This window comes from Kitasatospora sp. NPDC048540 (assembly GCF_040651175.1).
GTDB lineage: Bacteria > Actinomycetota > Actinomycetes > Streptomycetales > Streptomycetaceae > Kitasatospora.
In genome coordinates this window covers 1-3,072 of the sequence record NZ_JBEZIR010000255.1, presented here as the reverse complement: position 1 = coordinate 3,072, position 3,072 = coordinate 1, and the positions used below count along the sequence as shown (strand labels likewise).

The following is a 3,072-nucleotide window of genomic DNA, read 5'->3' as shown; positions in this document are numbered from 1 at the left end:
GCCGCGGTCGGGCCTGGCGGACCACGTGGGGGGGGTGGTGGGGCGGGGGGACGGCGCCCGCACCCTTTGGGGGGGGGGCGGGCGCCGGCGGCGGTTCAGCTCTTTGCGGCCTTCTTGACCAGGATCACCACGGCGGCGGCGACGCCGACCACCACCAGGACCTTGAGCAGCAGTGCGACCAGGGTGCCCACGACGCCGACCACGAACCAGATCAGGTTCCAGGCCAGCACCAGCACCAGGATCGGGACGACGATGTTGCGCACCCACGAGGGCAGCGACTTCCAGAGCTCGGCCATGTCTGTTCCTTCTCTCCCCTCGGGCTCGGCGCCGGTTCGTCCGCCGCTCTTCCCGGTTGCTTTCGGTACTTCGATCGTAGGCGGCGGCAACCGGTGAAACGAGGGCCGTCGCCCCCGAGAGAACCCGGAGATCACCCCGAGCCCGGGCCTCGGGGCAGTCCCCGAGCCCGGTCCCCGGGGCGGCCCCGGACCGTTGCCGTCACACCGGCCAGGTCTCGCCGCGCCAGGCGGCGTCCCAGAACATCCACTCGTACCGGGAGGTGGTCGAGAAGTGCTCGACCATGCGGCGGCGTTCGGCCGGGGAGATCTCCTCGCCGAGCCGGTCGGTGAGCGCGAGGACCCGCCGGACCACGGCCTGGAAGGCCTCGTCGCCGTAGGTGGAGATCCACTTGGCGTAGAGGGGCTCCGGGGAGGACCGCGCGAGCAGCCGCTCGCCGACGCGGGCGTAGATCCAGTAACAGGGCAGCACTGCGGCGACGGCTTCGGCGAAGGAGCCGCCGTAGACGGTAGCCAGCAGGTAGCTGGTGTAGGCGCGGGTGGTGGGCAGGACCGGTGCGGCGGCGGCCTGTTCGGCGCTCTCGCCGAAGGCGGTCAGGAACTCGGCGTGCATGCCCTGCTCGGCGGCGATGGCGCCGACGGCGTCGTCGGCGAACGCCTGGACGTCCTCCTCCGAGGGCGCCTTGGCGGCGCAGACGGCCAGCGCCCGGGCGTAGTCGCGCAGGTAGTGCGAGTCCTGGACGACGAAGTGCCGGAAGGCCTCGCGCGGCAGGGTGCCGTCGGTGAGGCCGGCGATGAAGGGGTGGTCGAGGATCTCCGCGTAGACCGGCTCGATGGCCGCCCAGAGCTCGTCGGTCAGTGCCACTGCTGTTGCTCCCTCCCCGACCCGGGCTGCGGTGGTGCCGCGCCACGGCCAGGTTCTGGCGGTCGGCGCGGCGGTGGCCGGGTGGCCGTCAGCGCCCTCTCAGCCCGCTGCGGCGGGCTCCCGCGGTGTCCTTCTCTGTCCGGCCGACCCTATCGGGCGGCCCGCCGCGGCCCGTCCGGGGCTGCGGCGGACCGTGGCACCCGGCGCTTCCCAGCGGCGCCGCGGCCTGCCACCATCCCGAGTCATGAAGAACTTCACGATCAAAACCCTGATCAACGCGGCGGCCATCTGGGTCGCCGCCTGGATCGTCGGCGGGATCACCCTGTCCGGGCACGACTGGTGGCACAAGGCGGTCACGGTGATCGCGGTCGCCCTGATCTTCGGTGTGGTGAACTTCCTGATCAAGCCGCTGGTGAAGCTGCTCTCGCTGCCGCTGTTCATCCTGACGTTGGGCCTGATCACCTTCGTGATCAATGCGTTGATGCTCTGGCTGACCTCGTGGGCCTCGGACAAGCTCGACCTGAGCTTCCACGTCGAGGGCTTCTGGGCGGCCCTGCTGGGCTCGCTGATCATCAGCATCGTCTCCTGGGGGCTCAACCTGGCCTTCGGCGACGACTGAGGCCGGGTGCGCTGCCGGTCAGCCGGTGTCCTGCCGGCCGGGCGCCGACAGGATGCCGGCGAGCTGCTCGTCCAGGTCGCCGGCGACCACCTCCGCACCGACCGGCACCAGGCGGTCGGTGCGGGCCAGGAAGGCGATCAGCGGCGCGGCGGGCGCGCGCAGCACCGCGTCGTGCCCGGGGGCGTGCAGCACCAGGCGGACCTCGGCGGGTCCGCTGCCCGCCGGGTGGACGTGGACGTCGCCCTCGCCGGCCGGACGCCTGATGCCCTCGACGAGCAGGTCGCGGCCGAACACCCAGCTGACCGGCCGGTCCCCGGGCAGGTGGAAGGTGAGGCGGACGGCGTAGGGATCGGCCGCGTCGTACTCCAGGTCGACCAGGATGCGGAGGGAGAGCCGGTCCGAGGCCACCAGGTGCATGACGGTGTGGTCCTGGACTGTGGTGCTGCTCATGCGCCGGTACCTCTCGTTCGGCCCGGCCCGCGCGGGCCGGGGGCTCGCCCCGGGGTGGGGTCTGCGGTTGGCTGTGGTGGCACGGCGTCCCGGCGGCGGCCGGCGGAACCCGATCCTCCCGATCGTGCACCTGTACGGGTTTCGGCCCCGCCCCGGCGCGGCAGAATCCCGCACAACGCCAGCCCTCCGGAGGTGGCCATGCCCGGCCCGGCCCGCCCAGTCGTCAAACGCACCGCCCGGGCGATCCTGCTGGAGCTGGATCCCGAGCGGCCGCACGCGCAGGCCGCCATCGTGCTGATCAAACGCACCCGCCCCGGCCGCCCGCCGTACTGGATCACCCCCGGCGGCGGGGTCGAGCCCACCGACCGCACGGTGGTGGACGCGCTGCACCGCGAGGTGGACGAGGAGCTCGGCGGCAAGGTCGAGGACGTGGTGCCCGCCTTCGTCGACACGGTGTCCCACTCCCATCACGAGGACGGCACCCTGGCCCACCCGCACGGGGTCAAGGTGCAGCACTTCTTCGTCTGCCGGCTGTCGGCCATGGACCCGTCGCTGCGCCACGGTCCCGAGGTGGACGAGCCGCGCGGCGAGTACGAGATCGTCCGGCTGCCGTTCACCCGCGAGGGCGTCACCGCGGTCAACGTGGTGCCGCCCAGCCTGCGCGCCTACCTCGCGGCCAACATCGAGGGAGTCCGCGCGCTGCTCGCCCCCGACCTGGGCTGACGCCCGGCCCGGTGGGCCGGCCTGCCGGCCGGGCGGGGGGGGGGGAGGCGCCGGCCCCGGGGCCCCCCCCCGCGGTGGGGCCCCCCCCCCCCCGCGCCCCCCCCCCGGGCCCCCGCCCCGGG

The 3,072-nt window shown here is 73.7% G+C and carries 5 protein-coding genes; 2 read left to right on the top strand and 3 right to left on the bottom strand.

Going from position 1 to position 3,072, the window contains the following annotated elements:
* Nucleotides 1-95 precede the first annotated feature (95 nt).
* Together AB0D08_RS40620 and tenA are read right to left on the bottom strand one after the other, a co-directional pair.
* Complete coding sequence (locus AB0D08_RS40620) at nucleotides 96-296, bottom strand: DUF5326 family protein (RefSeq protein WP_033820829.1); 201 nt, start codon at nucleotides 294-296, stop codon at nucleotides 96-98.
* Between the two features lie 199 nt (nucleotides 297-495).
* On the bottom strand, nucleotides 496-1,158 hold the full coding sequence (gene tenA / locus AB0D08_RS40615; RefSeq protein WP_033820830.1) for a thiaminase II: 663 nt from the start codon (nucleotides 1,156-1,158) through the stop codon (nucleotides 496-498).
* A 244-nt stretch (nucleotides 1,159-1,402) separates the two neighbouring features.
* Between tenA and AB0D08_RS40610 the strand changes: the two genes are divergently transcribed.
* Nucleotides 1,403-1,777 (top strand): phage holin family protein, encoded by a 375-nt coding sequence (locus tag AB0D08_RS40610; protein ID WP_359895403.1) that lies wholly within the window; start codon nucleotides 1,403-1,405, stop codon nucleotides 1,775-1,777.
* Between the two features lie 18 nt (nucleotides 1,778-1,795).
* Here AB0D08_RS40610 and AB0D08_RS40605 read toward each other — a convergent pair whose 3' ends face one another.
* Entirely contained in the window at nucleotides 1,796-2,227 is a 432-nt protein-coding gene (locus AB0D08_RS40605; RefSeq protein WP_033820832.1) for an SsgA family sporulation/cell division regulator, read from the bottom strand.
* Between the two features lie 198 nt (nucleotides 2,228-2,425).
* Between AB0D08_RS40605 and AB0D08_RS40600 the strand changes: the two genes are divergently transcribed.
* Nucleotides 2,426-2,950: an NUDIX hydrolase gene (locus tag AB0D08_RS40600; RefSeq protein WP_033820833.1), complete on the top strand. Its 525-nt coding sequence runs from the start codon at nucleotides 2,426-2,428 to the stop codon at nucleotides 2,948-2,950.
* The last annotated feature ends 122 nt before the right edge of the window (nucleotides 2,951-3,072 follow it).